Source organism: Neobacillus drentensis, assembly GCF_021560175.1.
In the GTDB taxonomy this organism is placed as follows: domain Bacteria; phylum Bacillota; class Bacilli; order Bacillales; family Cytobacillaceae; genus Neobacillus; species Neobacillus drentensis_A.
Map to the genome: position 1 here is coordinate 5,585,773 of NZ_CP091110.1, position 12,678 is coordinate 5,598,450.

At 42.7% G+C, this 12,678-nt stretch carries 12 protein-coding genes; 2 read left to right on the top strand and 10 right to left on the bottom strand.

Features of this window, described 5'->3' with window-relative positions; translation table 11 throughout:
• Window positions 1-44 precede the first annotated feature (44 nt).
• Window positions 45-509: a ribose 5-phosphate isomerase B gene (rpiB, locus tag L1999_RS26515; protein WP_235741252.1), complete on the top strand. Its 465-nt coding sequence runs from the start codon at window positions 45-47 to the stop codon at window positions 507-509.
• Window positions 510-563: 54 nt separating this feature from the next.
• Window positions 564-1,529, top strand: coding sequence for a class II fructose-bisphosphatase (gene glpX / locus L1999_RS26520; protein ID WP_235741253.1), 966 nt, complete (start codon window positions 564-566; stop codon window positions 1,527-1,529).
• Between the two features lie 141 nt (window positions 1,530-1,670).
• Here glpX and L1999_RS26525 read toward each other — a convergent pair whose 3' ends face one another.
• The 10 genes from L1999_RS26525 to L1999_RS26570 all read right to left on the bottom strand — a co-directional run bounded on the left by L1999_RS26525 (window position 1,671) and on the right by L1999_RS26570 (window position 12,622).
• Entirely contained in the window at window positions 1,671-2,105 is a 435-nt protein-coding gene (locus L1999_RS26525) for a hypothetical protein (protein WP_235741254.1), read from the bottom strand.
• A 146-nt stretch (window positions 2,106-2,251) separates the two neighbouring features.
• On the bottom strand, window positions 2,252-2,884 hold the full coding sequence (locus tag L1999_RS26530; protein ID WP_235741255.1) for an FMN-dependent NADH-azoreductase: 633 nt from the start codon (window positions 2,882-2,884) through the stop codon (window positions 2,252-2,254).
• 222 nt (window positions 2,885-3,106) lie between these two features.
• Window positions 3,107-4,558: a YfcC family protein gene (locus tag L1999_RS26535; protein ID WP_235741256.1), complete on the bottom strand. Its 1,452-nt coding sequence runs from the start codon at window positions 4,556-4,558 to the stop codon at window positions 3,107-3,109.
• Between the two features lie 58 nt (window positions 4,559-4,616).
• Window positions 4,617-6,200 (bottom strand): amidohydrolase, encoded by a 1,584-nt coding sequence (locus tag L1999_RS26540; protein WP_235741257.1) that lies wholly within the window; start codon window positions 6,198-6,200, stop codon window positions 4,617-4,619.
• 252 nt (window positions 6,201-6,452) lie between these two features.
• Complete coding sequence (locus L1999_RS26545; RefSeq protein WP_235741258.1) at window positions 6,453-7,166, bottom strand: GntR family transcriptional regulator; 714 nt, start codon at window positions 7,164-7,166, stop codon at window positions 6,453-6,455.
• 78 nt (window positions 7,167-7,244) lie between these two features.
• Window positions 7,245-8,060 carry a fructoselysine 6-kinase gene (locus tag L1999_RS26550; RefSeq protein ID WP_235741259.1) on the bottom strand — a complete coding sequence of 272 codons (816 nt, stop codon included), beginning with the start codon at window positions 8,058-8,060 and terminating at the stop codon, window positions 7,245-7,247.
• A 17-nt stretch (window positions 8,061-8,077) separates the two neighbouring features.
• Window positions 8,078-9,046, bottom strand: a complete 969-nt coding sequence (locus tag L1999_RS26555; protein WP_235741260.1) for an SIS domain-containing protein — start codon at window positions 9,044-9,046, stop codon at window positions 8,078-8,080.
• Between the two features lie 639 nt (window positions 9,047-9,685).
• Window positions 9,686-10,111, bottom strand: coding sequence for an OsmC family protein (locus L1999_RS26560; protein WP_235741261.1), 426 nt, complete (start codon window positions 10,109-10,111; stop codon window positions 9,686-9,688).
• Window positions 10,112-10,272: 161 nt separating this feature from the next.
• Window positions 10,273-11,664 carry a hypothetical protein gene (locus L1999_RS26565; protein ID WP_235741262.1) on the bottom strand — a complete coding sequence of 464 codons (1,392 nt, stop codon included), beginning with the start codon at window positions 11,662-11,664 and terminating at the stop codon, window positions 10,273-10,275.
• A gap of 40 nt (window positions 11,665-11,704) precedes the next feature.
• On the bottom strand, window positions 11,705-12,622 hold the full coding sequence (locus tag L1999_RS26570) for a hypothetical protein (protein WP_235741263.1): 918 nt from the start codon (window positions 12,620-12,622) through the stop codon (window positions 11,705-11,707).
• Window positions 12,623-12,678 lie beyond the last annotated feature (56 nt).

The window sequence follows — 12,678 nt, forward strand, 5'->3', positions numbered from 1 at the left end:
AAATGAAAAGATGTGATTAAATAAACCAAACAGGAGTGATAAAAATGAAAGTTGGAATCGGCTCAGATCATAACGCGTTTCATATGAAAGAAGAAGTAAAGTCATATATTGCTAGCTTAGGTCATGAAGTGATCGACTATGGCTGTTACTCTGAAGACGAAGTGGATTATCCAGGTGTTGCATTTCAAGTAGCCAATGATATCACAGAAGCAAAGCTTGAAAGAGGGATTTTATTTTGCGGAACGGGAATTGGTATGTCGATTGCAGCCAATAAAGTTCCTGGTATTCGCTCGGCCCAATGCCATGATGTATATTCTGCAGAACGCGCTCAACTAAGCAACAATGCCCAAATCATAACGGCAGGTGCAAAAGTAATTGGTGTGGAGCTTGCCAAAAAAGTAGTCGAATCATACTTAAGCGTTTCTTTCCAAGGAGGTAACTCCGCACGAAAAATCAATCAAATCATTGATAAAGAAAAACAATTCCTGCTTAATAGTTCATCCTGTTAATTGTTAACATTTTATTAAAAGGGTTTAAATAATGAATACCAGGAGGTTAACAATATGCCTACAAAAAGCAGGGTCTGCACACAGAGCTTGGTGATGGATTTTCTCGAAGTCTCTCAACAAGCGGCGATTGCCGCCTACCCTTGGATTGGAAAGGGTAACAAAATGGAGGCAGATGGGGCTGGCACCGAGGCAATGCGGGATCGTTTGAATCTAATTGATATGCATGGCAGAGTAGTCATAGGTGAAGGGGAAATGGATGAAGCCCCCATGCTGTACATTAATGAGATACTTGGAACAGGAACCGGCCCCTGCGTCGATATCGCTGTTGACCCTGTTGAGGGCACAACCTTAATGGCGAAGGGTCAGGAAAATTCACTTGCTGTTATCGCTGTAGCCCGGCAAGGAACTTTGCTTCATGCTCCAGATATGTATATGAAAAAGATGGCTGTTGGCCCAAAAGCAAAAGGGTGGATTAATATCCAGCTGTCTTTGACTGAAAACATGAAAGCCGTAGCCCAGGCACTCGGAAAAAATATTAAAGATTTAACGGTCATGATACAGGATCGCCCCCGTCATGAAGAGTTAATCAACGAGGTCATTGAAGCAGGTGCCCGTGTGAAGCTATTTTCCGATGTTGATATTACCGGGGCAGTCGCAACCGCCATTGATGATATCGATGTTGATTTATTGGTAGGAATTGGCGGAGCGCCAGAAGGGGTAATTGCGGCAACAGCATTAAAATGCATGGGAGGGGACTTCCAAGCAATTCTTCTTCCCCACGATGAGGCAGAGTTTAATCGTTGTGTCAAAATGGGAATTTCACACCCCGAAATACCTTTAAAAATGGATGATATTGTTAACACCAATGACTGTTTCTTTATCGCCACTGGAATTACCGGCGGGATGCTGTTAGAAGGGGTAAAGAAGCGAGAAAATGGTGCCTTGATGACCCACTCTCTCGTCACAATTGGCGGAGAAATGAAAAATTCACAATATGTTCATGCAACCTTCAGTTCTTAGAGAGTTCTTAAATAACAACAAGGGGCGCCCCCTAGGATGCGGCCCTTATTTTCTATTTACTTTCGTACGCTGGGGTGGGCCAGACAGCAAAGTGGGCGCCTAATTGAAAGATAGTTGGTAAAAACGTGTGAACCGAATATTTCACAATTCCCCATCTTCCTCCGCCTCCTCCTCCGTCTCCTCCTGCTCGTCCACTTCTTGAATTTTCTGAATCTCCTCCGTCAACTGTTCAAACGCATGGAGCCGAAACTTGGCACTAGCAATCAAGTCATCAATAATCTGCACAAAGGTATCATACTCCACCCTATTTTCACTGCATTGCTTGATCAGCCTCAAAAAATCATCTTCATATAAATGATATCGCTCATTAAATACATCCGAATCCATCGTTAAAAAATACTCTTCATCGACAACAAATTCATTAAAAATCTTCTTCGTTAACCGGCTCTTCGTTACTTCTATTTCACTTTGGTCCTTATCACTTTTATAATGCTGGGCGTCCTCATACTCCGAGCACAGCGTCGCATAGATTTTTTCAAGCAGCTCTGTTGGTTCTAAATATTTCAAATCAGCCATAAGCAAAATCCTCCGAACCCTCTTTTTCTAAATTATCTCCATTTACATAAAAAAACCTACCTCTGTTAAACAAAGGTAGGTTAAGCACGCTCTCCTTGCAATGGTAAACAAGGGGGCATCGTATGTTTTTATAGTGCTTTGAAAAATTAAGCCTTAACAGCGGAAAGACGTTTTGCTACTTCAGCAACTTTCGCTAGACCATCAGCAATAATGGTTTCTGCTTGAGCTGGTGCTGCATTATGTCCTTCGATAATGACCTCATCAACGATTTCCATTCCGAAGACGCCGCCAAATACGTTTTTGACATACGTTGCAGCCATTTCCATTGGTGCTGTTTCTGGAGTGGAATAGATGCCGCCGCGAGCGCTTAGGATGACAGCTTTTTTATCAGGCATTAAGCTGATTAATTCTCCAGTTTCGCTATACTTAAATGCGAATCCAGCTGCGTAAACATAGTCGATAAAGGTTTGTAATTTAGCTGGGATCGTTAAGTTCCATAGTGGGAAGGCGAATACCACTAAGTCTGCTGCTGAAAGAGCGTCCATCGCTTTTTGTTTGGCAGCTACAATACGTTGTTCGATATCGGATAATTCTTCGCCAGCTTGTAATTTGCCAAAAGCATTAAAAAGATCTTGGCCAAAGTATGGCATGTCTTCTGCAAAGACATCATAAGTGGTTACGTTCACACCCTCAAGGTTCTCCATGAAAGTCTCATACATTTTACTAGAAACAGCTTCAGAAGCTGGACGATTGTTTGCTTTTACTACTAATACGTTCATTTATATAATCTCCTTTGTTATCTTCTTGAAATTAATTATCTCGAATTGATAATATATAAAAATAAAATAAACCGCAACAAAATTGCTCAGGGATTTTATAAAAGACTAGTTATAATTATCTAGTTTTAAAGAACTATAAATTCCTATAATTATACAAAAATAATATAAACAAAGGGACGGTTCTCCTGCTTTGGAAGCAGAAGAACCGTCCCTTTGCTTTTATTACATCCCAACATAAGCGGAAATGGCTGCAAATACAGCTGAAATTACCCATAATATTGGGAACAGTTTCATGATTAATTTGATCCATTGGCCGAAGCTAATCCGGGCGATTGCCAAGCCTGCTAAGAGTACTCCGCCAGTGGGGGAAATGAGATTCGTCAGTCCATTCCCAAATTGGTAGGCCGTAACGGCTGCTTCGCGATTAATGCCTACTAACTCCGCTAAAGGCGCCATTACCGGCATCGTTAAGGCGGCCTCACCTGAGGAGGACGGCACAAAGAAGGTAATCACATTATGGGCGAGCAACATGATGGTCGTAAACGCAAACTTCGGCAGACCTTCCATCATATTCGCAAGTGAATTGAGGATCGTATCAATGATCATCCCATTTTCAGCAAGAACTAATATCCCGCGGGAAAGCCCAATGATGACGGCCGCATAAACAAACTCACCGCAGCCCTTAACAAAGTTTTCCGCTAACTCTTTTTGATTCATCTTCGCCACAATACCAGCATACAAACCTAATCCCACAAACACCGCACCAATTTCCGTCATATACCAGCCTTTTGAAAGAATTCCCCAAACAATTAAACCAAGGGCTACCACAAATCCAGAGAGGATCAACTTATCGCGTCCAGAGAAAACAATTTCCTTGCCGCTGTCGGCTTTAATAAAACGTTCACGGTTTTCCTTATCATTTTTATAAACAACCGACTTCTTGGGATCCTTCCTTACTCGATTGGCATACCACATCGTAAAGGCTATCGATACGCCTGTGAAAACAATCCATTCAATAAAGCGAAGCCACAATTGCGGGTTGCCTTCCACTCCGGAAACCCCCTGAGCAATCAGCACTGAAAAAGGATTCAAGGTGGATCCAACATAACCAATTTGAGTACCTAAAAATAAGATTAAAATAGCGGTAATCGAGTCAAATTTTAAAACGAACATCAATGAAATAAAGATGGCGTAGAGTGGAATGGTTTCTTCACTCATCCCGAACGTCGATCCGCCCAGACTGAAGATCATCATCGAGATAGGAATAACCCAGATTCCTTTATTTTTCAACCGCCGTGCGAGGGCAATTAATCCCCGGTCAATTGCACCTGTCTGCAAAATGATTCCGAATGCCCCTCCGACAATCAGCACAAATGCCACTACATCCGCCGCATTAATGACTCCGGCCATTGGCGCACTTAAAATGCCTGATAGCCCTTGACGTAAGTCTCCATTTTTCCCAACCTTTGAGATGGTGTGGAAGGTACCTGGGACAATGACCGTTCGTGCTGAGCCGTCTACTGTTACCTCTTTCCGGTCGAATTGCCCGCTCGGAATGATCCATGTTAACAGGGCTACTGCAATAATGATAATAAAAATAAGGGTGTAACTGTGAGGCAAGGCCCACTTCTTTCGTTTTTTAATAACCGTTGGCTGCAATGCTTTTGCTTCCATCGTGGTTCCTCATTTCCTTTTCAAGTGACGTTTTATAACGTATTATCATTAAACCTATTTATTGCGAAACGCATATCCTCTTACTATCATAAACAATTTTTCCATCTGCGATCGTTAAGACCACTTTCGCCTCTCGCAACTCTTCAGCTGACGTTTCAAAAAGATTCCGGTCAAAGACAGCAATATCCGCATATTTCCCCACTTCAATCGAACCAGTCTTGTCCTCCATGAACTGATGCTTCGCCCCGTTGATCGTCCATGCTTTCAACAATTCTGCGATCGGCATTCCCCGTTCCGGAAACCAGCCTCCTGAAGGAGAACCATCTGGAAATAAGCGCTTGGATGCAGCATAAATGGAATCGGGTACGCTCGTTAAAAATAAAGGCAAATCCGTTCCCGCTGTAATCGCAATCCCAGCGTCAAGCATCGTCTTATAGTCGTAAAAGCGGTGTTCATTCTTCTTTCCAACCACTTCACCCATATAGGCCTCCCGATAAGAAGGATTCAACAGCAGGATTTGCGCATATACTTCCGCAAAAATCTCAAGTTCGCCCATCCTTTTCAAATCATCCTGATGTGGGTACTCTAAATCACTAATCGAATGTCTCGCATCACGCCGCCCATTGACACGACGGCATTTTTCTAAAATACTCACTGCCTGTCGAATCGCAGCATCCCCTTCAGCTGTTAAACAACATTTTAACCCATGACGGTCCGCTTCTAAAACTGAATTTTCAATATTTCCATAATCTACTGTTTGTAAATTCCTGATCCCCGGCATATCCGCATACGGTTCTAGCATATCTCCTGTATGATTAGCAACCACGCCATCTACCATCAGCTTATAGCCTTGAAAGTGGAGGTGATCATCTTGATAGTTCTGCTGGTAGGCAAGACCTGCTGCTAGATTAAGAGGTTCTAAGACAGGTTCTAGGACAAAATGCACGCGAAGCGGCAGCCGGCCCTCATCATGTAATTCTGTTAAAACCGGCAGCAGTTCATACTCATCAAAACCGATGTCTTTGATGGATGTTACCCCTCTAGAGGCTAACAGCTGACAGAAACTCAAGAATTCCTCTTTAACCTTTTGCCGGTCTTGGAGCATATCGTTTAATAAAAGAGCCCTTGCCTCCGCACTGCAGGCATCAGGAGTAAATTGATAGTGATCGATGGCTGTTTGATTCATCCAGCAATAGCTTTTATTATGGTTTATGACAATGACAGGTCTGTTTGGAAATGCCTGATCAAGTAGATCCGACTCAGGCAGACACCCCCACACTTCTTGATCCCAGCCAAATCCATATAAATTCTGTGAATCATCTAAATTCTTAGCATGATTGACTAATAGTGCTAACGCTTCCTCCATGGTGGAGGTTTTAGATAGATCTACCCCTCTGTTCATGGACATATAGCCTGTGAAAAAAACATGGTTGTCATGAATTCCAGGCATTACAAGCTGGTCGCCAAGCTCATATCGCTTTGTTTCCGGGCCCATCCATTGCTGTTGTTCGTCCTGTGTTCCAACAGCAACAATTTTGTTATCCTGAATGGCAATAAACCCTGCGAACGGTTCGTCCTCTTTGCTTGAAAAAATAACATTCGAAACGAGCACGATGTCTGCAGCATTATGTGTACCTTTCATCGAAGCACCTTCATCCTACTTTTGATTTTTTGTAGACAATGTCAACATATCAGCAGTTTTCATGGCGTTATCGGCGGTTTTCAAGCATTTATCGGCGGTTTTTGAATTTTATCAGCAGTTTTTACGAATTTATCGGCGCTTTTCAACCATTTATCGGCGATTATAATAAAAGCGCTGTCATTAGCTGTATATAACCGCCCTTTTCCATAACGATATGAAACGTTATGGAAAAGGGCGAAACTATTCAATTTACTATAAAGTAAATTGATAGCGATCTCCGATAATGTACTGCTTCCCGGCGTGGACAGGGCGGCCATGCTGATCATAAATAACGGCATTCATAAAGAATAATGGCTTCCCAATGCTTGTTTCGAGCAACTGGGCCTGTTCCTCATCTGCTAACGCGATTTCCAGTGTGGTTTTTCCAGATTGAGTAGGGAATATTTCGTACTTTTCCCGCAATAAATCATAGAGGGAGCCATCCAATGTCTCATCCACTAAAAAGGAATAGCGATTATAAGGATAATAGTTATTTTCCAGCATTAATGGGTTATCACCGGCAAATCTTTTCCTTTGAATATACAAGACCTTTTCGTCCTTCTCCAGCTGTAAAGCCTTGCGAAGATCAGCGTCCCCTTTCATTACTTCTGTTTTCGTTACCTCACTGTGGGAAGTAAAACCATTGGCCTGGCAAGCCGCAGTAAACCCCATGACGTGTTCAATTTTCCGATCTATTTTAGGAAGGCTGACAAATGTCCCTTTACCCTGCTGTTTAACTAAGTATCCTTCCTTCACCAACTCTTCCACGGCCTTTCTAACCGTGATTCGGCTGACATTATACTGCTCACTTAATTCCGGTTCAGTAGGAATTTTTTCACCCTGCTGATACGTATCATTTAAAATAGCAGCCTGGATCGCCTTTTTTAATTGTCTATATAATGGTTCTTGATGGTCCGCGTTTAACATCGTTTACCCCCGCTTGTTTATAACGTTATATCATCATTATAACAGAAGGGCAGCAAAGGTTTCGCTATACACAAGGAATTAATAGGGAACACCGTACCCAAATGAGCCTTCTACCAAACAACTTTTCGCTGCGAAGGCAGCAGCTTCCTTCATGGATTCAGCTATATCTTTATTTTTTAAAAAGTGCAGTAAAAAGGCGGTAATAAACGAATCCCCTGCGCCCATCGTATCGACTGCCTTTACATAATCTGGTGCTTGGTAGTAGTAGTGTTCACCATCAAAAGCAATCGCTGGGTCGCTTCCACGAGTAGCAACTAAAATTTGACCATCCCTCTTACGGTTTGCCTTTAAAAATTGCTCCGTCTCGTTATGCGACAGGTGGCTGCAAGAAAAGAAAGCATAGTCAACAAAAGGAATGTTCTGGTCGATTTCTTCTTGCTGAAAATCATCGGAAAAATCAAAGGACAGCGGTACACCAAGGGTGCTTAATGGTTCTAAAATATGGCCAGTATGGCTGTACAACCCGGTATGCATGATCGAGAATCCCTTGATATACTCGATATCCTCTTTCGTCAACTGAAGCGGGTTTTCACGGGTGACTCCGCCTGCATTACTCCCTAAAAAGATGCGGTCACCATCCTCTAAGGTTACACGGGCACAGCCGTTTTCCCCGCTAAAGTGCCGGCAATGAGATAAATCGATTTCGAGCTCCTTTAGTACCTTTTCAACGTGCTCCCCTTCTGAATCGTCACCGAAGGTCCCCATAAACGCTGCTTCGACATCTAACTTTTTCGCAAAGACACTAAAGTTTACTGCGTTTCCACCTGGATACATCGTTTTAATATGAACATATTTATCTACTACATTATCGCCAATACCTAAAACCTTCATCATAACGTTTCACCCTCGATTTAGTAAGATACTTTCCCCATATAACGGCGAGTTTCTAATGGATGATTTCGAACATCTGCTAATGCGGAACGGTAGACACACATAATGCTGTAGAACAGGATTGGATTAAAGAATTCGACCACTTCATCGGCAATCGTATTGATTCCCAATTCTTTCGCGTCAACCACTTCTACCTTTTCAGCGTACTGCTGAAGGAAGGTTTTTGCACGGTCATCTAATGCGCGTGTGCGGCCTTCGTTCATTAATAAAATAAATGGAGTTTCTTTATCGGTTACTTCAAATGGTCCGTGGAAGTACTCGCCTGAGTGAATAGATGCTGCATTCAGCCATTGCATTTCCATTAGAGAACAAATAGCGAATCCATAAGCATGTCCGTAAGACGCACCGCTCGATAAGATATAAAATAACTCTTCATCTTTGTATTTATCCGCAAATTCCTTTGTTCTTTCAGCTACTTGCTGCTCGCCCTTCTTAATGATGCCGTTGATTTTTCCGATTCCATTTTGGAAAGCCTCGTAGTGTGCATATCCTTCTGTCACGTTAAGGGTTTCGACTACAAGTTCTAAGATAATCGCCATTGGGTTATTTTTCACATCGGTGTCCGCGCCCCACTCATATACGAAGGCTTGATCAGAATAGCTTAATAACGCTGCTTCATTGTTATGCGTTAAACCAATGGTATGAGCACCGTGCTCTTTTGCTACTTTTGCAGCTTCAACAGATTCTGGTGTGTTTCCGCCATGTGAACATACAATCACGAGTGAATCTTTGTTCAGCCGTTTTGGTGTCGCATGAACAAACTCGTTGGCTGTGTATAAGCCAGTTACTATTTTTCTAGCTTCGCTCTCAAGGAAGTATTTTGCTGGATACATATCCACCAGCGACCCCCCGCATGCTACTAAATATACCTCAGTAATCCCTTGTTCAGTTTGAGAATGGATCGTGTTAATGACGTTTACTGGATTCATTTGATTCTCTCCTTTTTATTTATAACGTTATATAACGTTATTATTATGACTTAAATATAACCGCTTTCATGCAGGGAGTCAATAACTAATTTTTTTATTTAATCTAAAATTCATTTGTGGGGTTAGGGTGTTATCTGTTGTAGGGTACAAGTTGTTTTTCTGGAGGATTATGATTGCTTCTTATCTGTCGAAAACCAATTTGGGGTTCTCCTACGGGGGTTATAAAACCTTCTTATCTGCCGAAAATCAATTTGGGGTTCTCCTTCAGGGGTTATGAACCCTTCTTATCTGTCGAAAGCCAATTTGGGGTTCTCCTTCAGGGGTTATGAACCCTTCTTATCTGTCGAAAATCAATTTGGGGTTCTCCTTCAGGGGTTATGAACCCTTCTTATCTGTCGAAAACCAATCTGGGGTTCTCCTTCAGGGGTTATGAACCCTTCTTATCTGTCGAAAGCCAATTTGGGGTTCTCCTTCAGGGGTTATGAACCCTTCTTATCTGTCGAAAACCAATCTGGGGTTCTCCTTCGGGGGTTATGAACACTTCTTATCTGTCAAAAACCAATTTGGGGTTCTCCTTCAGGGTTATAAACAAGTATTTATAAAAGTAACTGCCATAACTAAGGCAGTTACTTTTAAACCTTATATCGCCTTTTCCCCTTTAACCCCATTAATGGAGTAGCTAACCGTAATTTCAGCATTTAAGGTATGAGAAACGGAGCAATATTTGTCCTTAGACAACTGAATGGCACGGATGACTTTGTCTTCCGGTAATTCCCCATCTAAGGCATAATGGAGATTGATGTTGGTAAATCGTTTGGGATGCTCCTCTGCCCGTTCGCCTTCCACATCTATTTGAAAGGAACTGGGCTCGAGACGCATTTTATGGAGAATGGAGATAATATCCATTCCGGTGCAGCCTGCAACGGCCTGGAGGAGGAGCTCGGTCGGTCTTGCTCCCGTATTTTCTCCACCGACCTCCGGAGCGGCATCCAATTTGGTTTCATGGCCGGAAGGAGTTGTGCCTGCAAAAGCCATTTTCCCATTCCAATTAATTGTTAAATCCATCTTAGACATTCCCCTTTCTATTTGCTTATTCTAGCCATTAGGGTCGTTTCTTATTTTTATTTTATATAACTAGCTGTTTCTATATTTACTTTATGTAAAGTGCTTTTATGAAGAACAAAAACCCCTTCCACACTAGCGAAAGGGGTTCCTTACTTTATAAATTATTCTTTAACTGCCTCTTCAGTTACAACTTGGTCGTCTGCTTCCACTTCAGTTGCTTCTGTCTTCTCTTCAGTAGTGACTTGATCTTCAGCTTTAACTTCTGGAGCTACTACTGCATCTTCGTCTGCTTCCACTTCAGTTGCTTCAGGCTTTTCTTCAGCAGTGATTTGATCTTCAGCTTTAACTTCTGGAGCTACTACTGCTTCTTTGTCTGCTTCCACTTCAGTTGCTTCATTCTTCTCTTCAGTAGTGACTTGATCTTCAGCTTTAACTTCTGGAGCTACTACTGCATCTTCGTCTGCTTCCACTTCAGTTGCTTCAGGCTTTTCTTCAGCAGTGATTTGATCTTCAGCTTTAACTTCTGGAGCTACTACTGCTTCTTTGTCTGCTTCCACTTCAGTTGCTTCAGGCTTTTCTTCAGTTCCAGCTTTATCTTCAGAAACTTCATCAGTTACAACTGCAGTTTTATCTTCAGTAACTGCTTCACCAGCTAGTACAGCAGAATGTTCATTGGCATGAGCCTTTGCTGTTTCACTCGCATGCGCACTTGCTTGAGATTTTGCTTTATTAGCAGCGGAAGGATTTACCTTAGCTTCTGTTTTCACTTCTTCTAAAGATGACTCGGCATCTTCTTTTTCAACATCTTCCAAAGCTGACTCTGCATCTTCTTCCTCTTTCGTTTTCACCACAGCATCCTGGTCTTTAACGATTTTTTTAGAATCCGCATCATCATCTTTATCAGCGTCTTCTTTCTCCTCGGATTTAGCTTCTAGATTAGCTTCCACTTCAGTTGACTTTTCGTCCTCTTTCACAGACACTTGATCTTCTTGTTTAGGAGTTTCAACTTTAATAGCTTCATCTTCTGTTTTAGGAGTTTCAACTTTAATAGCTTCGTCTTCTGTTTTAGGAGTTTCAACCTTTTCAGTTTCCTTTTCAACATCCGTTACAGGTTCAGTCGTTTGAGTTACTGGAGTAACAACCGGTTTAGCTTCATCCTTTACTTCCACGACTGGTTGTTGAGCCGGAACTTCCTTCGTTACAGTCTCTTCCGTTTTACCGACCTTCCCAAGAACTGCTGAGTTCGGATTTGCATGCTGCTTAGCTGTTGCACTTGCATGCACGCTTGCTTGAGATTTGTTCACTTTTTCAGCTTTCGGTTGCTGAACCTTCACTTCTTTTACCACTGGCTTAACAGTAACAACAGGCTTAGAAATATGCTTTTCCTGCCCATTTGCCTTTACAGTAGCTTTAACCTGAACAGCATGTCCTGCTTTAGCATGGTCTGGTCCAGCCGCTAGGGTAAAATGACCTCCTGCAAAAACTCCAACTGACAAAGCTCCAGCTAATACGAAAGATTTCATCACTTTACTAGGGTTTAAATAATGTTTCATTTTATAATTCGCTCCTTTTAATTTGCGTATTCCGTAGGCTTTAGCTGCGGGTAACGGTTTTTAAAAAAGGAGCTGTCTGCGGCGGTGGTGATGGCGGTGCATTTACCCATTGGTGGTGCTTTAGGTTATAGCGGGAAAGAAACGGCTGAACAAGCTTTATTTCATAGTGCTTGTTCCACTCAAACCACTTTTCCAAAAAGCTAATCGTATGTAAGCCCTGGCTAACGCGGTCATTCGACTGGCCGCCGCTGCCGCTATTAGAACGCGGTGCTGGGTTCAAAGACTGATCGACAGTCGGAAGTTCTTCTTTACTTGCCGGAACCTTTTTCTTTACTGGCACTGGTGCAGCAGGCTCCATACGCTTGACCTTCTTAGATTTCATCTCCACTGAAACGGGAACTGGCTCTTTTGGAGCTGCCGTTCTTTTCTCAACAGCACTATCCGCTTGTTTAAGAGGTTGATCCGTTACGGATTGATTTTTTTCTTCCTGCACGGTGTTTACAACAGTGGGCTTCTCTTCGTTCTTGATGGCTGAATGGCCATATCCATTACCATTTGCCTGAGACGGCAAGGTTTTGGGGCCTGGGATTTGTTTCTGAGAAACCGCTTGTTTCGCGCCTCGTTGGACAGCCTGAGACGGCAAGGTTTTGGATCGTACGGTTTGTTTTGGTGAAACCGCTTGTTTCAGGCCACGCTGTACAGCCAGACCTTTTGCATTACTAGCAGGTGCTGGTACCGCAGCCTTTTTTTCCATAACAGTATTTACCTGTTGAGGTTTCAAAGGGACGTTTCCCTGACTCACAGCTTTAGTAGCTTGTTTCAAAGAAGGCTGTGCCTCTGCCACATGGGCATTCTCTTGTCCGCTGGGCTCATGTTTCTCGGCAAACGCTTGGTTTGGCAGAAATAGAGCGGCCCCCGCCATAAGAGCAGGTATAATAAACGATCGGAAGTGCAACATCTCACCCCCTTTCCTCATTTGTTACGTTCTACGACAAAATTCGAGAATATTAAACC

Excerpts from the sequence above, each read along its gene's own strand:
- rpiB (WP_235741252.1), top strand. The coding sequence starts at position 45 with ATGAAAGTTGGAATCGGCTCAGATCATAACGCGTTTCATATGAAAGAA.
- glpX (WP_235741253.1), top strand. The coding sequence starts at position 564 with ATGCCTACAAAAAGCAGGGTCTGCACACAGAGCTTGGTGATGGATTTT.
- L1999_RS26525 (WP_235741254.1), bottom strand. The coding sequence starts at position 2,105 with ATGGCTGATTTGAAATATTTAGAACCAACAGAGCTGCTTGAAAAAATC.
- L1999_RS26530 (WP_235741255.1), bottom strand. The coding sequence starts at position 2,884 with ATGAACGTATTAGTAGTAAAAGCAAACAATCGTCCAGCTTCTGAAGCT.
- L1999_RS26535 (WP_235741256.1), bottom strand. The coding sequence starts at position 4,558 with ATGGAAGCAAAAGCATTGCAGCCAACGGTTATTAAAAAACGAAAGAAG.
- L1999_RS26540 (WP_235741257.1), bottom strand. The coding sequence starts at position 6,200 with ATGAAAGGTACACATAATGCTGCAGACATCGTGCTCGTTTCGAATGTT.
- L1999_RS26545 (WP_235741258.1), bottom strand. The coding sequence starts at position 7,166 with ATGTTAAACGCGGACCATCAAGAACCATTATATAGACAATTAAAAAAG.
- L1999_RS26550 (WP_235741259.1), bottom strand. The coding sequence starts at position 8,060 with ATGATGAAGGTTTTAGGTATTGGCGATAATGTAGTAGATAAATATGTT.
- L1999_RS26555 (WP_235741260.1), bottom strand. The coding sequence starts at position 9,046 with ATGAATCCAGTAAACGTCATTAACACGATCCATTCTCAAACTGAACAA.
- L1999_RS26560 (WP_235741261.1), bottom strand. The coding sequence starts at position 10,111 with ATGGATTTAACAATTAATTGGAATGGGAAAATGGCTTTTGCAGGCACA.
- L1999_RS26565 (WP_235741262.1), bottom strand. The coding sequence starts at position 11,664 with ATGAAACATTATTTAAACCCTAGTAAAGTGATGAAATCTTTCGTATTA.
- L1999_RS26570 (WP_235741263.1), bottom strand. The coding sequence starts at position 12,622 with ATGTTGCACTTCCGATCGTTTATTATACCTGCTCTTATGGCGGGGGCC.